The sequence below is a fragment of the Natronomonas salinimetallica genome, assembly GCF_013839515.1.
In the GTDB taxonomy this organism is placed as follows: Archaea; Halobacteriota; Halobacteria; order Halobacteriales; family Haloarculaceae; genus Natronomonas.
Genome location: NZ_JACDNQ010000003.1, coordinates 60680 through 74833 on the forward strand (window position 1 = coordinate 60680; position 14154 = coordinate 74833).

Below are 14154 nucleotides of genomic sequence, written 5' to 3' on the forward strand. Positions count from 1 at the left end.
CATGTCCGACAATACCACAGACTTCGGTGCGATCGAAGCACAGACGACAAACACGACCGACGAAACAACGTTTGCGGACTTCGGCGGCGAGGAGCGCTCGAACCGTGCGGATCCGGAGCCCCGACTCGAAACCGAGACGGCGACCAAGTTCGGCGTCGACGACCGTGAAACCGCCGAGTCGATCGATACCGGGACGCAAGCCGAGATCGCCGACGATGCCGAGGACGGCCAGCTCGATCTTGCCGGAAACGTGGCCGAGCAGGGGCCGGCCTGGGCTGATAGCCGGGGTGACGAAGACACGCGGTACCTCGGTGACGTTTACGGCCCGACGATGAAACAGCCGATTCCGGCGGTCGAACGGTGCCGATACGACCACTGGGCCACGCCGATCGATGAGCGGGAGCTCGCCGGAACGCCCGTGACGCCGCACGATATGGACTGTTGGACAGTCGAACTCGAGACCGGGATCCACAAGGCTGATTTAGTGAGCCCAAACGGCAATTCGACCGAGGACCGTGAACATCGGGCCGCAACCGGCGAGCGCCGCCGAACGCCGGACTTCATCGAGAACCCCGAGGACTTTGCCGACGGGACGTCACCGACGGACACCACAGCCGAACCGGTCGAACGCGCCGAATACTGCGCGCATCCGACAACGACGGCCCGGACCTGTACCGACCAGTACGGCACCGAACACACGAAACACATCTGTGACGACTGCAACTTCACGGTCGCAAAACACAGCGGCACCGACAGCGGGCATTGCGACCACTGCGGCGACGCCGAGGCGACGGAGGGCGGCCGATGAGCCGTCAAAGCGATATCGACGACTTCGCGGTGGCAACCAACGGCGAGACAGTGGACGGGGCAGATGAGGCGGTTGATACCGGCGAGAGAGCCGATACCGATGCAGACGCCGATGGCGACGAGGCGACACTGCCCGCGAATGAGTCGGTTCGACTGATTACCGGGATCACGGGTGTGTTGCACTCCCCGGAGATCATCGAGGGCGAGACCTCAAGCACTGGCAAGACGATCGCCACGACCGAGCCCCACACCGACAGCCAGCTCCGACTCGACACCGACGCGATTCTCGGCGGCGATAGCGAATATCGGGACGCGCGGTATTACGAACTCTACACGCCCAAACGTTTCCAGAACGCGCAGCGATCGAACCAGCAACCTGGGCCACGGGCCGGCACCAACGGCGTGACCGATGCTGCCGACCTCCCCGAACCGACCCACTGCCCGCCCGATGAAGACCCATATCCGGCTGACGAAGACGGCGGGGACGACGACGCTCCCGACGGCACGGGCGAGACGGGCGACGAAGTCCAAGAGGGTGTGGCGGGTGAGCCGTGGCCGGACGCGCTGGATATGCAGACCTGGAGCCGCGGCGGCGTGATCGAGACGCCCGATCGGTCACTGTTGCTCACGCGACTGTCCCGGGCGGCTGGGTTCGAGACCGTCCTCCGGGCGGAAGCGGTCGACCGTGACGGTACCGAGTACCAGCTTCGAGCCCCACGGGATTATGTCCACGTTGAGCGAAACGGTGAACCCTCGGCGGTCGTGGTCGTCGATGACGTGCGCAAATACGACGCCAAGGAAACGAACTATGCCGGCGTCGACGAGGAACGACTGCGCCGCTGGTTGCGGAATCGGTACGACGATCGGGATGGCGACGGCGATACCGGCGACGGCGGGATCCCCCGAGACGATGACGACCCCGACGGCGGGAGCGGGGGCGGGACCGGCGGGACGTCGGCGGGCGATAGCGAAACGCCGACGATTATGACTGATGGCGGGCGGCCGGATCGGTGACTACTGCCTGGTGTAAGCACTGCGACAGTGATCGACGCTGCTTCGGGCTGACAGCCCGATGGGACACGCCACGGAGACTGGGACAGGTGTATGGGTACCGCCGTATAGTATGCCCGCATTCCAACCAGTCCGACCCGCTTGTCCCGTTGGTTTACGTCCCGTCGGGCCAGAACGGAGGTATGAACGATGCCGACGCCAACGCCGATACTGACACAGACATGAACACGAACACAGCACAAGACCCTGACGACTCTCGAATTGAACAACTGATGCGCGAGCAAGACATGACCCGCGAACAGGCCCAGGCGGCCGTCGAGACCGTCCAGGCCGGCGGCGACGACCCGACGGTCTGTAGCGACTGCGGCCGCCCGAAGAACCGCGAGGAGGGTCGCGCCGTCTCCCAGTATCCCGATCCCGAAACGGGCGAAGAGCGCGCCCTCTGTTCGGCATGCTTCAGTGATCGCGTCGCCGAGTTGACGCTTTTGTCCCCACAGCAGGCACAGATTCTTGCCTACGATCTCGCCGACTGGCAGCCGACTGAGATCATGGCGGCGGTCGGCGTCGACTCGGGGAATCTCTCGGGACAGCGCTCGCGGACGAAACAAAAGCATGTCGACGCGATCGAACAGCTCGAAGAAGCCCAGCGGACGCTCTTCGTCCTCGAAGAGTTGAACCCGGAGGCGGGTCGATGAGCGTCGCTGGCGTTGAGTGGCCCGACGGCCTCGATCGGACGGCCTACGAGGACCAGGTCCGCTGGCAGGGCACGAGTGGCTACTGTCGGACGCGGGCGAACGCAATTCTCGACGAGCTCGATCTGATTGGGGCGACGAACAGTGATCTCCAGACGAACATGCAACATATCCACGACGAACCGAACGTCCCCGCCGTCGACGGTGGCGATCCCGCCGATCCCGCTGTCGTGCTTCGGTTCGAACTCGACGGCGAGCGGTGCTGTGTCGCCGCCGACGGTGGGTCGCGAGTGAAGGACAACCTCCGGGCGATCGAGCAGTATCTGGAGCACCAGCGCTCGGTACATGCCGAGTCGGTGCCGCCACAGGTCTTCCAGACGGTGCGGGCGAATATCGACCGGCCGTAGCAACCGCCATCCGTTTTCATTCAGATACACTTGATCGGTCGCTGTGCTGGCTTCATACATTGCCTCCGGCACGACATCCTTGACAGACAAGCCCCTCCCGAAGGCATATGTTGATCCTCGTCGTTGCCGAGAACGATGATGCCCCTCCAGATTCCAGGCGGTCCAGAACTGATCTTAATCGTCCTTGCGGTCGGTCTCAATCTCCTAGTTCTCGTGGGGTTCCTGGGTGGTCTAAGCTACTTTCTCCTCCGGATTCGCTCAGGTGGGAGTGTAAGCGAACGGCTGGATCGAATTGAGCGAAAAATCGGTAGATTAGAAGTGCAAGTCGAGCAGCTGCAGGACGACGAATCAGACTGATATCGGCCAACGTTCTATTCACCTCGCGTCTCGAAGCCCGCTGCTTTGAGCGCGTCACTCCAGGAGCCGAAGTGGTCGCGATACGTCGAGACCCAATACTGGCCGTCGGCGCGCATCGTTGCCGTCGTCGGTGGCGCCCCATCATCGTCGGCGAGGCGGTGTAGCTCTGCGATGAGATCGGCATCCGAAACCGACGTGTTGGGATCGCGGGCCTCGAACTCGGCGGCCTCGACGGTCTCGTTCCACGAGCCAAAGCGGTTGTAGATCGTCTGGGACCCGTATTCACCCTGTTCGCGGTACTGCTGGAGGGTTGGGGCCTCGTCATCGTCGCCGGCCAACCGTCGGATATCAGCCAGCAGCGATATATGTCGGCCGTCACGGTTTGAGTGCGTCTTGTGGGTCGGCCCCTGCGGTGGGCGCGCGCGCGATAGCTCCCGTCCGATCCTCGCTTCCGAATTCACGAAACGCGAGGATTCGCTTTTTCACATAGCCCTGAGAGACGGCCGGTATGATCCTCGATCGTCGCGCCCTCGACCCCGACGCCCTGCCCGACCGGTTGATCGAGCGCAACGATGAACTCAACGCCATCTCTTCGGCTATCGATCCCCAGGTCGGCGCGCCGCGCCCTGTCTTTCTGTTCGGGCCCTCCGGCTCGGGGAAGACGACCGTCGCCACCTTCGCCCTCGAGGAGGCCCGCAGCGAGTTATTCGACGTCAGCACCGCCTTTCTGTCGTGTCGCGACCAGACGCGGGCGGCGGTCCTCCGGGCGACCGTCCGGGAGGCCATCGGCGGACACAAGGTGTACCAATCGAAGGGGGCTGACGCCCTCCGTCGCGAGCTGGAGATGTTGTCGGATCGGCTGCTCGTCATCTGCGATGAGGCCGACCAACTGCGCGAGAAACAGGTACTCGCCGATCTCTACGGGATCGACGGCTGTACGCTCATCATCATCGGGAATCGGGAAGCGGAGTTGTTCGCCGAACTCGAGGCCATCGCCGGGGGGCGCTCTCGATTCAGCTGTCGGGAGACGATCGAATTTCAGAAATACGAGCATGGGACCCTCCGGCGGATTCTTGAGGCCCGCGTCGAGCAGGGCCTCCAGCGTGGGTCCGTTACGTCGGCGGCTCTCGATGCGATCGCCAAGCATGCCGATGGTGACGCCCGCCAGGCCGTTGCGACCCTGCAGCGGTGTGTGCGCACCGTCGTTGACGGACGCGAGCGCGTGACCGTCGACGTCGTTGAGGCAGTCGCCCCCGATGCCGTGGCGGCCCTCCGTCAACAGAAACTCGAGGCGCTCTCCGAGGACCTCCGGACGCTGTATGCAATCGTCGCCGACGCCGAAACCGAAGCGGAGGCAGAGGCTGGGCGTGGGGACGCCGGACCAGAGTCGGTGGGTGCGACCGTCGCCGACGGCGATGCCGACACCGAGGCCGAGGGTGCGGGCAAGACAGAGGCGGGTGGAGTCGATCCAGCCGACGGGACAGGCGAGGGCGAGGCGGTGGGGCTTCGGCCCGGCGAGATCTATGAGCGATACGCGGACGCCGTTGCCAACCCCGTTACCCAGCGAACGGTGACGACGTATCTGGGCAAGCTCGTCGAGTACGATCTCTTACTCGCGGAGGGGCGCACCCGGGCGCGACGGTACCGGACGGTCGAGGGGAAATGATCCCCACATGTGCTGGAACTGGCGTGATGGCGGCCGCTACGCCGGTTTTGTCAGATGTGGGTTTTTATACGCCTATTCAATAGGGGCTGGGTTCGCCAGAATATGTGTTTTTATACCACTCTAGGATGAAGCGACGATTATGGACGCCACGGCCACCGACTCACTGTGCGCTCGTGACCAGCCAACGGCGGAATCGGGCACTGAGTATGCATCAAAACAAGTGATGCTGCGGGCCGAACGGCACGATCGTATCGAGATCGACTCCGTAGTGACGCGATTGCTAGAGCAGCATGGGGTCCCGGCATCTGTGACGGTCGTGCGCCGGAGTGACCCCTATTTCGGTCCGAAGCTCCTGCTCGATGATCAGACCAGCAATTATTTATTGACTGCTCCTGGCCCTGACACGCAGCTGCTGTTGTGGTGTGGCGACTATGCCGAGGATGGCCTCCGGCGCGGCTGGCAGAAGTTGGCGGAAGTGACCGCCTCGCTTGCGGACACGCAACCGCAGTATGATTTGTGTCCGATGTGTAATAAACCGCTCAAGACGCTCGAACACGAGCGCGAAGCAGCCTTCGGGATGTGTCCGAACGTCGCGGACGAGGCTTAGAACTCGCCTAAATTCGACTGATTCGACCCATCGTCGAAGCTCTGCCGAACCTGGAGAATCGCTTGGACAGCAGCATCGGTCACCCCCACCCGATCGGTGAGTTCTGCCTGGACGGTACCGGTACCCATAGCATGCCGAACCGATTTAGCAGCCAACTCCATCTGCTCGGCGTTGATGATTTTTTGGTAGCGCCGACGTGTGTTCTCCCCAGTCGCTTCGACGCGCTGTTGCACGAACTCACCATCGAGTTGGAGATCGTCCGGGATCGCAGCCGCAAGTTGATCGAGCGGCACATCTCGGTAGCCCCGTTGGATCCGATCAAACAGCTTGAAGCTCTCTGAGTCCTCCATCTCATCGAACTTATCCCCAGGAATATTCGGGCTTTCGTGCATCCCACCGATGACGTCCAACCCCATCCCGAAGCCACAGAAATCGTCGCCGGGGCGAAGCCCCAACGTCGCATCTCGATTGGCGTGGTGTAGATTTATCGCGTAGAGGAGAACCCTTTCTTCGAGGTTGTTTCGGGTGATGTGTCGGGCGAGCGGTCGCATCATCGCAACCTTCGATTGAGCGGTGATCCGACTTCGATCGAAATTCAGACAGAACAATTCTACACCATGCTCGCGATATAGCGGCAGCAAGTCCCGGATATACTCCCAGCCAACCATCGGGAGGACACCCATCACCGGCCGATTCAGCGCGCGTTCGCGAGCTGCTTCAAGGAACCGCTCTACACTTTCGCGGTACATCCGGTAGGCGGGATCTCGGGAGGACCCCGTTCTTTCATCTTCACCAACGGCTCGGGCAACCTTTGGCATCAACGGGATCGTGATAACGTCCGATGTCGTCGCCAGTATATCGACTAGGAGTGCCGCGTCACTAGGACTCAGCGTGTCCGTTTCGGTGTATTTCAAGAAGGCAACCGTCAGGACATCCGGTACCTCGACAGCCTGCTTGGCCAGCTGGTCGACGAACTCCGTATCTGTTCCGCGGCTGAGTTCCGTCAGCGTATCGTCGCCGAATGTCCGATATAACTCCTGAACTCCACAAACCCCTGGATCTACAGCGTCCGATTTGCGGAGCTTTGCCGCCTGCATCGCTGTGGTTGGAGTCTGAACCTGCACACCATCGCCGACGATCGTCCGGCGAGCTGCAACGAGGTCGTCACTAACGTAGTCCGTTCGTATCTCAAAAGTGGTCATTGCGGTTTTTAGCAAGAACGCGAGCGAGAGGTCGATCCCTAACCCGCAGTGGTATCGCTCGCAAAACGGGCGAGGGCAGTGCTTCACCGATGTCCAAGATGTTTAGTAATACCCGATCCACTACTCGGGTGCACATCTTGTGCAGTCCACTCGGCTCTGGGTCGTGGCCGTTGAGGGCGGCCGTGACCGACTCAGCGCCACGCCTTTGTATCATATTGCGTGTAGATGGTCCTGAGCAGCTGACGGCGTATAAGCGTATCCGCTCCGCGGTGAAAGTGAAGTCCCAATCCGATAACCGCAGTACTGCGGCTGTGTTTCCTCTGGAAATGATCGGGTTTCAGTCAACAAATAACGGCGAATCGAGTAGGTCTATAATATATATGGGGTCGTATCTTCGGACCTGTTGGTAAATTGTTGTAATACCGGTTGTGGAGAGAACGAAGGGATTGCTTTTCCGAACTTCCGAAACGCGCGGGAGTCGTTGAAAATCCTCCCGGTCATCTCACCGGGTATGACGCAAGCAGACAACGTTATGGTCCGGGAGTACGGTGCGATTCAAGACGTGATCGAACAGCGACTTCGCGCCCGGGAGACGACGGTCGATGTTGACACGCTCGTCGCAGAGACCGGGCTTGAGGTTCCGACGATCGAGGCGACGATGGCGCACCTGGTTGGCAAACACGAGTATATCTCCAAGACCGATGTCGGCGAGTGGGGCTTCGAGCTGCCCGACGCGTGAATTGATCAGCGAGCTTCGCCGTGGGTTTTAGTATGTAGGTCGCGTGCAGACACGATATCCGTGTCCGGCGACCCAGACAAGATTCGGGAAGCGCTCTATGCAATCCCACCAGAACCGTTCGAGCACTTTATTGCTGATCTATGGGACCGGCAGGGCTGGGACACATCGGTTACAGACCACCACGCGGATCGGGGCGTGGATATTGTCGCGACGCGAACAGACGCCGTTGTCGCCCAGCAACACGTCATCCAGGCGAAGCGATATCAGTCGACGAATGTCGTCGGCCGCCCGGAACTACAGCAGTACTATTCGCTCCGGGATCAAGAGGGCGCAGACGCCGTCGTGATTGCCACGACCTCTCGATTCAGCTCCCAGGCCGAAGCGTGGGCAGACGAGTACAATCTGAAACTCGTCGACGGTGCGGCACTCGCCGAACTCGTCGGTGAGATCGGTGCGACGTCATTACTCGAACACTACAGTGAGTCCGCCTTCGCGAAGGATGCGGCTGGACCACCAGCAAGGGATCGGGGAGGGCAGTCATCCAGAGAGCACAGCCGTCCCGAACGGTACAGCGGTATTCGCGGCCTTTTTCGGACGATGTATGACATAATCGTTGTCTCATATAAGAGCGGATATCGGGGAGCTGACAATGAAGACGACTCAGATCAAGGGCGATAGTGTATGGTCGATCCAGAACCGGATGGCAATGGTGTGCCACTCCCTTCGTTGGCGGACAATAACGGGGTATATTCGCAGTGTGATCGCTCCTGAGGCGTTCGAGCCGCTCGTTGACGACCTCGTGGACAAGGGAGGTCAGTTTCGATGGAACAGGCTCCAAACTTGGGGTTGGTTGAGGTGACTGTCTCATATCTCGATCCCGGCCAGATCGATGAAGAGACGGCGGGAGGTGGATCGCTATATGCCAAGATCCGAAATGCCGATTGTGGGTTAAAATTCGTCGTTGATGAATTCTGACACAAGCCCTTGGCGCGCGCCTTCGTTCAGGTGTGTGCGTCACGTAGGTTTATCACTGTTTGATATCATAACTGGAGTATGAAGCGACAAAAGCGGCGGCGGTCGTTCCTGGCGGCGGTCGCAACGGTTGGGGTAGCGGGGTGTCTTAGCGATGGTGCAAGCCAAACGCCCGACGGTGACACGACAGCAGCGACAGAAACCGAATCCGCCGACGCAGACGCCTATGGGCTTGAAGACCATGCACAGAAATTCGAGATGCAACGCCCGTCTGGAGAGGACTTCCACTTGGAATACGTCACACAGGATGGGCAGTATCGGTTTCGTGTCGGTCGGACTGAGATCGGCCCGTACACCTATTTTGACCCCGGAACCGAGACGGTGAAAGAGATCCGTAGCGAGCGTGGGCGATACGTTTCGTTGATCGTGGGCGTTGAGAATCTGTCGGGTTCGCCGTTCGAGCTTACAGCCGCGCCCTATCCCGTCTACGCGGATGGCGAATGGTACTGGCCTTCCGAAAAATTGCGCTCTGGGGTCGAACTCGATCAACTCAGAGATCTTGCGGTAACTCCCAATCCTCCAGAGTACAGCGCCGAACCAATAACCGTTCCAGCAGACGCCTATAGAGCGGTTGAAATGTACCTATACAACGTTCCTGACGCAGCGTGGCCCGACGGAACTGCAGTTGATATCACGCCAGACGTCCCAGACAGCCGTTCGCCCGCTTTGCTTTCGGTGTGAGTGGCACCTCCGCCACGAGCGAGAGTTCATTTCCGAGAGAGTTAGGCCGGGATCAGTTCTTCCGAACTTCCGAAACGCGCGGGAGTCGTTGAAGAAGGTGTGTCGCGTCCCTCCGATGGATGCACTATCGCGCCCTCGCCCGGCCTACCGAACGACAATCCGTTTGTAATCGGGGTGGTTCCCGTCCCGAACGGTCGCAGGTTCAAGCACGCTGTCGGCGACGATCGCGCCTACGCTCGGGTGGACGGTCCCCCGAAGCGTCACGCTCGCGAGCACCTCCGTTTCCGCGTACGGTTGCTCGGCCGCGTCACCCGCCGCGGAGTACTGCACGCCCGTTGCGTGCGGGCACGCTTCGAGATCGCGAGCGAGTTGGCGGTGGGCCGCCCGCCGCGCCGCCGGACACGACGCCCCCGCGCCGTCGCGGTCGCGCTCCCGGACTCGGCCTCGATCGTCTTCGCGCCCACTCGTCGCGTCGCTCATGGGCTCGTGAACACCTCCCCGCGGTCGGGCTCGCCCGCATGCGCATTCCATTGGTGGCGTTGGTAGGCTTCGAGGTCGGCGAACGTATCGTGGCAGTTCAAACAGCGGATCATTCAGATCACCTCGGCGATCCGGTCGAGGTACGCGGCGAAGCCGTACTGTCGCTGTGCCCAGCCCCGTTGCTCGGCGACGAAGGCCATGTATTCGTCGGCCGACTTGTCGATGGTGTCGAGGTCGAAGCGGTGCTCGATCGTGCCGTTGGCGACTGCGAAAATCGTCTCATCTGTCGTTCGATACACATGATTCGTGTCCATTGTATCCGTCCCGAGGTTGTAGTAGCGCTGTCGGATCCGGGGCGAACTGTTTTTGCGTGTTGGGTGTGTAGCTTTCATTGTTCTCTTCGAGGACACACGGCCCGCCTGTTGGTCCAGGTGGGCCGGATTTTCCCGAATCCAGCGCTGCCGAGCCGTGTGTCCGTGTTTTTATCGTATAGGGCAGTGGTCATAAAAGTTTTCCATACAGAAAATAAACATAGCAATGAGACACATGAGCTCGCAAAGCGACCGTCGGACTGTTTCAGACTCGGAACTAGTAGATGCTATCAAAGCGCACCCAGATCCGGCTGTCAAAACGGGCGAAATAGCGTCTACCGTCGGTCTTACAGATACACGCGTAAACCAGCTATTGAACGATCTCGAAACCGCAGGAATACTCGAATCAAAACGATTCGGGAGCGGGAAGGGCTGGTGGATATCGCGTACGCCGCCAGGAAACTAAGCGAGTCTCTCTCGTGCGATACCAGCGATGTATTCCTTTCCAGAGGTCGTCAGCCACCACAGTCGCCTACCAGATGCCTTCTTCGAGGTTACGAGACCGTCCTGTTCAAGCTCGTTAAGAAGCTGACCAACGCGCTGTCTCGTGATGGGCAAGTTCTCAGAGAGTTCGGAAGTGAACAGAGCAGGGTCAGATGTCAGAAGAAACTCCAGCAGAACGCGCTCATCGCTGACTTCGCGGTCGTGCCTCCCGTCACTCATTACTGCACTTGTTCAAGACGAGGGGATAAAACAACGGTGGCCCAAACAGCGGGTAGGTGTTTCCATACAGAAAACCTAAGTGGCATGGGTGTGACGGAGCACATATGCGACGCTCATCGAGCGAACTCGGCGCGCCCAACGAAACGCGCCGACCGGACTTTGCCTCCGGTCGACGCTCGCTGGGAGTCGCAACAACGACCATGAGCACGGACACAACCCGAACACAAACCGATTGCGGTGCCGAACAGACTGCCACCCACGAGCGCCGGGACTGGCGCGGAGACGCCACGGACATCACCGGATCCCAATACTACAGCCTCGAGGGTCGCCGGCAGGCCGCCCTCGCGCTCCCACCACACGGCGAGACGTGGACGACCGCCGACGTCGAAGCCCTCGATAGCGGTGCGGTGAAATCGTTCCACATCGCCGGCGTCATCGCCCGCGTCGAACGCGAATACGACGGCGCGAACGTCTGGGAAACCGAGCCCGGCATCCACGAGTGGGTCCAGACACATTTCAACAGCGAGGCCACCTGCCCCGGCACCGGGACGCGATCGTGTCCGGCGACGGGGGTCCGCTGTCTCGAATCGTGTGAGGTTTACACCTGCACCGACCCCGACTGTGGAGCGCGCTTTGGCCCCACCACCGCCCGGCGGCTACTGAACGGACAAACCACAGGGGGGACGGAGGCAAAGCGATGACTGTCGAAGACGTCGGCGGCTCCGGTACATGGGAACGGCTACATACGACGGAGTGTTCGCTGTGCGGTGCCGTCCGCGGCGAGGACTACGACCAGTTCGCCGGGCACCTCTCACAGCATCACGAGTGGGCCGATCTCGGGCTCGATGCCGACCCGACCGTGGCCGACACCCCAGACGGCGTGGTGATCGTCGATGACTGAGTGTCTCTTCTGTGGGGCCGCCGCCCACGACGAGCTCGACGAGCACTGGCCCTGTCCGGCGCTGCCCGATCCGGAGCCGATACCGATCGATAGTGTGGTCGCCGATCCCGCGGCCGGCCGCTATACCGAACGCCTCACACTGCGGATCCCCCAATCACTGGAGACGGCGATTGACGACCTCGTGGACGGGGGCGCATACAGTTCTCGAAGCCAGGCGATCCGGGCGGCGGCCTTCGAGGCCTTCGTCGCACCACGGCACACCGAGCAGCCGTGTGCGATCGCCGATGGCGGCGGCACCGACGCCGACAGTGCCCTCGAAGCGGATCTTCGGGCGGCCTTGGAGGCCTCGGCGTGTCACCGCGATTTCACCGAATACTGTGAGCACGCGGCCGACCGGGGTGGGACGCCCATCCTCGAGTCGGTGCGACACCTCCACGCGGCCACCGATGTCTCGCGCGTACCGGTGCTCGGGACGGCCATCGAGACGACGCTGTGGGAACAAGGCGCGAAGGCGACGCTCGACACCCACGGCCACGTCGACGAGACGAACACCGAGATCCTCGAAGCCATCGTCGCCGACCACGATCGCCTCGCGACCGACGGCGGGCGGCGTACCGCCCTCCCGGCCGACGATTCCCGCTCGATCGACAGTCGGCTTGGCAACGCCGACGCCCAACTCGAGTGCGCTCTCGATCGGCTCGATGCCACGACGCAGACGTGGCTCACGGATGCGATCGGGGCACTCCGTGCGGACCTCCGGGCGCTTCGGACGTTGTTTGAGGGTGACAGCGACGGCGACAGCCCCACCGACCCGGAGGGGCGACGATGATGGGTACCGGCCGGATTGTCTGTGCCCAGTGTGGGGAGTCCGGACTCTCGCGGACGGCCCGGTACTGTTCGCAGTGTGGCGACCAACTGCGCACTCTCGAGCCCTTCGAGACGCCCACGGAGGAGGTGTCCGCCGATGAGTAATCGGATCAGCGGTGGCGAGGATGCGACGCCGTCGCCGTGGTACTGCCCGCACTGTGAGATGTGGGTCGGCACGAAGCTCGACACCTGTCTTGAGGGCCATTCGTGCCCGCGACTGCCGCTGTATTACGACGATGTCGACGTCGACACCTCGTGGCGGGTCACGCTTCGTGATCGCGTTCGCTCGAAGCTCCAGCGGGTGATCGGCCGATGACTGACTGTGAGTCGGCGACTGAGGCTGGAAACACACCCACCGCATCCGGGGGTGGCTCCGAAGACGGGGGTGGAACTGACGCCGACGCCGAGGGCGACCGCGACGCGATCGCCCGGCGATATCTGCACAATCGGGACCTGCGGGCTGCGATTGTGGTGACGATCGGCAGTGATCCGAGCCGCTATACGACGGGGCATCGGAAACTCCGACGGCGCGAAGTCGAGGCGGTCGGCCGCCAGTTACGACCGGGCGACAGCGACGTCGAGCTCGAAGCACTCGCCCTCGCCGAGCTATACGAACAGGTGTGTGCGCGTGGGCCGATGCCGACTATGAGGCGACGAGCGAGCGGGTATGGGGCTGAATCGCCCGCAGCTGAAGGCGCTGTATCGAGCACTGGATGCCGACCCCCCGGAGGGGCGGCGATGAGCGATGACGTTGCCGTCGGCGCGTACGGCTTCGAGGGATGGGACGACAACACGAGTGATCCCGAGTACGTCCGCCGCTTTGCGAAACCGCCGTACACATGGCAGCGGGTCCGGCGGGATCGCTTTACCGCGACCGAGCGCCGTCGACGCGGTGATTCGACGCAGACAGGGGACACACACACGCACAAATGAGCAACAGCAATACTAACACCAACCGGCGGGAGTGTCCGGCAACCGGGCGGCGACCGCGGGCGACGACGCGACCAGTGACGATCCGACTCGACGTCGAAGGGACCCAACTCCTTGCGGCGGCGGAATCCGAACACGCGACGGTCGCCGTCTATGCCGATGAGGCGGCGAGTGCCGCGGAACTCACCGATCTGCTCGGTGATCTTCGCGTCGATCTGCCCGTCCAGGGCCGCCGGATCGGTGTCTTCGAGCGACTCGATGCCGAGTCCAGCAGCGCCGGTACCACTCGATCCGAGAACTCGCTCGCTGGGTCCCCCGACACGGAGGATGTGCGATGACCGCCACCTGCTGTATGTCGACATTGGGGGCGGGCGAGCCCGCTTACACACCCGGAGGATGGCGAAAAAATTCCGCCGTGGCGGCCACGGCGAGAGGACACACCAGGACCACCACGTCAGTCGGTACGACGGTTGTCGTAGCGGTCGTTGATCAGTCGCAACGCTTCGTAGGGTTCGTCGGCCTCGAGATGGGCGCGGACCCTCGTCTCGGTGTCGGGGGCCAACAGTCCTTGATCCAGGAACTCGGAGACGGCTTCGGTGGCCCGAGTCGACTTATCGGTCTGTGGTGGCGGGATCATTGTGTTACCCCAGCCAGTCGATGTGCCACGGTATTAATAAACATGCTGGCCGTTACGATGATGCAAGCCTATCGGTCGGCGTGCTCGCTCCGGTGGCCTGGAGG

The 14154-nt window shown here is 61.8% G+C and carries 24 protein-coding genes; 18 read left to right on the forward strand and 6 right to left on the reverse strand.

Annotated features, from left to right (window positions below; translation table 11 throughout):
- The first annotated feature begins 1 nt into the window (after position 1).
- The 5 genes from HZR14_RS02795 (at position 2) to HZR14_RS02815 (ending at position 3274) form a co-directional block, all read left to right on the forward strand.
- A complete protein-coding gene (locus HZR14_RS02795) occupies positions 2-808 on the forward strand; it encodes a hypothetical protein (protein ID WP_181691350.1) in 807 nt (268 codons plus the stop codon).
- Positions 805-1821, forward strand: coding sequence for a hypothetical protein (locus HZR14_RS02800; RefSeq protein ID WP_181691351.1), 1017 nt, complete (start codon positions 805-807; stop codon positions 1819-1821). The genes HZR14_RS02795 and HZR14_RS02800 overlap by 4 nt, the downstream gene beginning before the upstream one ends.
- Before the next feature lie 179 nt (positions 1822-2000).
- Positions 2001-2513: a hypothetical protein gene (locus HZR14_RS02805; protein ID WP_181691352.1), complete on the forward strand. Its 513-nt coding sequence runs from the start codon at positions 2001-2003 to the stop codon at positions 2511-2513.
- Positions 2510-2917 carry a hypothetical protein gene (locus tag HZR14_RS02810; RefSeq protein WP_181691353.1) on the forward strand — a complete coding sequence of 136 codons (408 nt, stop codon included), beginning with the start codon at positions 2510-2512 and terminating at the stop codon, positions 2915-2917. The genes HZR14_RS02805 and HZR14_RS02810 overlap by 4 nt, the downstream gene beginning before the upstream one ends.
- A gap of 135 nt (positions 2918-3052) precedes the next feature.
- Complete coding sequence (locus tag HZR14_RS02815; protein ID WP_181691354.1) at positions 3053-3274, forward strand: hypothetical protein; 222 nt, start codon at positions 3053-3055, stop codon at positions 3272-3274.
- 14 nt (positions 3275-3288) lie between these two features.
- Here HZR14_RS02815 and HZR14_RS02820 read toward each other — a convergent pair whose 3' ends face one another.
- Positions 3289-3735 (reverse strand): homing endonuclease associated repeat-containing protein, encoded by a 447-nt coding sequence (locus tag HZR14_RS02820; protein ID WP_370464944.1) that lies wholly within the window; start codon positions 3733-3735, stop codon positions 3289-3291.
- Between the two features lie 47 nt (positions 3736-3782).
- Between HZR14_RS02820 and HZR14_RS02825 the strand changes: the two genes are divergently transcribed.
- Together HZR14_RS02825 and HZR14_RS02830 are read left to right on the forward strand one after the other, a co-directional pair.
- Positions 3783-4940 carry a Cdc6/Cdc18 family protein gene (locus HZR14_RS02825; protein WP_181691356.1) on the forward strand — a complete coding sequence of 386 codons (1158 nt, stop codon included), beginning with the start codon at positions 3783-3785 and terminating at the stop codon, positions 4938-4940.
- 139 nt (positions 4941-5079) lie between these two features.
- Positions 5080-5547 (forward strand): hypothetical protein, encoded by a 468-nt coding sequence (locus HZR14_RS02830; protein WP_181691357.1) that lies wholly within the window; start codon positions 5080-5082, stop codon positions 5545-5547.
- Here HZR14_RS02830 and HZR14_RS02835 read toward each other — a convergent pair.
- The gene (locus HZR14_RS02835) at positions 5544-6749 is read right to left on the reverse strand and encodes a hypothetical protein (protein ID WP_181691358.1); all 1206 of its coding nucleotides are present in this window, start codon (positions 6747-6749) and stop codon (positions 5544-5546) included. The genes HZR14_RS02830 and HZR14_RS02835 overlap by 4 nt on opposite strands.
- 511 nt (positions 6750-7260) lie before the next feature.
- Between HZR14_RS02835 and HZR14_RS02840 the strand changes: the two genes are divergently transcribed.
- The 4 genes from HZR14_RS02840 (at position 7261) to HZR14_RS02855 (ending at position 9201) form a co-directional block, all read left to right on the forward strand.
- Entirely contained in the window at positions 7261-7488 is a 228-nt protein-coding gene (locus tag HZR14_RS02840) for a hypothetical protein (protein ID WP_181691359.1), read from the forward strand.
- Between the two features lie 60 nt (positions 7489-7548).
- Positions 7549-8166 (forward strand): restriction endonuclease, encoded by a 618-nt coding sequence (locus HZR14_RS02845; RefSeq protein ID WP_181691360.1) that lies wholly within the window; start codon positions 7549-7551, stop codon positions 8164-8166.
- A 144-nt stretch (positions 8167-8310) separates the two neighbouring features.
- Positions 8311-8463, forward strand: a complete 153-nt coding sequence (locus HZR14_RS02850; protein WP_181691361.1) for a hypothetical protein — start codon at positions 8311-8313, stop codon at positions 8461-8463.
- A 78-nt stretch (positions 8464-8541) separates the two neighbouring features.
- The gene (locus tag HZR14_RS02855; RefSeq protein WP_181691362.1) at positions 8542-9201 is read left to right on the forward strand and encodes a hypothetical protein; all 660 of its coding nucleotides are present in this window, start codon (positions 8542-8544) and stop codon (positions 9199-9201) included.
- 144 nt (positions 9202-9345) lie between these two features.
- Here HZR14_RS02855 and HZR14_RS02860 read toward each other — a convergent pair whose 3' ends face one another.
- The 3 genes from HZR14_RS02860 to HZR14_RS02875 all read right to left on the reverse strand — a co-directional run bounded on the left by HZR14_RS02860 (position 9346) and on the right by HZR14_RS02875 (position 10715).
- Entirely contained in the window at positions 9346-9681 is a 336-nt protein-coding gene (locus HZR14_RS02860) for a hypothetical protein (protein ID WP_181691363.1), read from the reverse strand.
- A gap of 113 nt (positions 9682-9794) precedes the next feature.
- Positions 9795-9995 (reverse strand): hypothetical protein, encoded by a 201-nt coding sequence (locus tag HZR14_RS02865; protein ID WP_181691364.1) that lies wholly within the window; start codon positions 9993-9995, stop codon positions 9795-9797.
- Positions 9996-10454: 459 nt separating this feature from the next.
- Positions 10455-10715 (reverse strand): MarR family transcriptional regulator, encoded by a 261-nt coding sequence (locus HZR14_RS02875; protein ID WP_181691366.1) that lies wholly within the window; start codon positions 10713-10715, stop codon positions 10455-10457.
- 200 nt (positions 10716-10915) lie between these two features.
- Here HZR14_RS02875 and HZR14_RS02880 point away from each other — a divergent pair, with 200 nt between their 5' ends.
- From HZR14_RS02880 to HZR14_RS02910, 7 genes are all read left to right on the forward strand, one after another.
- Positions 10916-11416 (forward strand): hypothetical protein, encoded by a 501-nt coding sequence (locus HZR14_RS02880; protein ID WP_181691367.1) that lies wholly within the window; start codon positions 10916-10918, stop codon positions 11414-11416.
- Positions 11413-11616 carry a hypothetical protein gene (locus HZR14_RS02885; RefSeq protein ID WP_181691368.1) on the forward strand — a complete coding sequence of 68 codons (204 nt, stop codon included), beginning with the start codon at positions 11413-11415 and terminating at the stop codon, positions 11614-11616. Before HZR14_RS02880 ends, HZR14_RS02885 begins: the two co-directional genes overlap by 4 nt.
- Positions 11609-12445, forward strand: coding sequence for a ribbon-helix-helix domain-containing protein (locus HZR14_RS02890; protein ID WP_181691369.1), 837 nt, complete (start codon positions 11609-11611; stop codon positions 12443-12445). Before HZR14_RS02885 ends, HZR14_RS02890 begins: the two co-directional genes overlap by 8 nt.
- Positions 12442-12588 carry a hypothetical protein gene (locus tag HZR14_RS02895; RefSeq protein WP_181691370.1) on the forward strand — a complete coding sequence of 49 codons (147 nt, stop codon included), beginning with the start codon at positions 12442-12444 and terminating at the stop codon, positions 12586-12588. The genes HZR14_RS02890 and HZR14_RS02895 overlap by 4 nt, the downstream gene beginning before the upstream one ends.
- On the forward strand, positions 12581-12799 hold the full coding sequence (locus HZR14_RS02900) for a hypothetical protein (protein WP_181691371.1): 219 nt from the start codon (positions 12581-12583) through the stop codon (positions 12797-12799). Before HZR14_RS02895 ends, HZR14_RS02900 begins: the two co-directional genes overlap by 8 nt.
- Positions 12796-13416, forward strand: a complete 621-nt coding sequence (locus tag HZR14_RS02905) for a hypothetical protein (RefSeq protein ID WP_181691372.1) — start codon at positions 12796-12798, stop codon at positions 13414-13416. The genes HZR14_RS02900 and HZR14_RS02905 overlap by 4 nt, the downstream gene beginning before the upstream one ends.
- Positions 13417-13490: 74 nt before the next feature.
- Positions 13491-13751 carry a hypothetical protein gene (locus HZR14_RS02910; protein ID WP_181691373.1) on the forward strand — a complete coding sequence of 87 codons (261 nt, stop codon included), beginning with the start codon at positions 13491-13493 and terminating at the stop codon, positions 13749-13751.
- Between the two features lie 116 nt (positions 13752-13867).
- Here HZR14_RS02910 and HZR14_RS02915 read toward each other — a convergent pair whose 3' ends face one another.
- Positions 13868-14050 carry a hypothetical protein gene (locus HZR14_RS02915; RefSeq protein WP_181691374.1) on the reverse strand — a complete coding sequence of 61 codons (183 nt, stop codon included), beginning with the start codon at positions 14048-14050 and terminating at the stop codon, positions 13868-13870.
- Positions 14051-14154 lie beyond the last annotated feature (104 nt).